The organism is Alkalibacterium sp. m-11 (assembly GCF_054658155.1).
This window is the reverse complement of record NZ_BAAGIR010000624.1, coordinates 1-251: the sequence shown is the minus strand read 5'-3', so window position 1 is coordinate 251 and position 251 is coordinate 1. Positions and strand designations below refer to the sequence as shown.

Below are 251 nucleotides of genomic sequence, written 5' to 3'. Positions count from 1 at the left end.
GGTTCGTGAATGCATCAATCACGGCAGATAAATAAGCTTTCCTTCCTCGCCCGTAAAAGAGATAGGTGATATCTGTTAAGAGGATCGTTCGTGGACCGTAGGCTCTAAATTCTCTGTTAACGAGATTGTAGAAAAGCAAAATAATCCAGCCAGTAAATGTCACTTTATTCCGGCAGTTTTTTTTAAGAAAATGGGTCAATTAAGCGACAGAATCTGTTTATTCCAGCACGTTTGTCAGTTTAGACCAGCGG

At 40.6% G+C, this 251-nt stretch carries 1 pseudogene; it reads right to left on the bottom strand.

Annotation, left to right across the window (positions count from 1 at the left end):
• Positions 1–127: pseudogene (locus ACYQ2O_RS13735) on the bottom strand (IS3-like element ISErh1 family transposase); the annotation flags it as partial.
• Positions 128–251 lie beyond the last annotated feature (124 nt).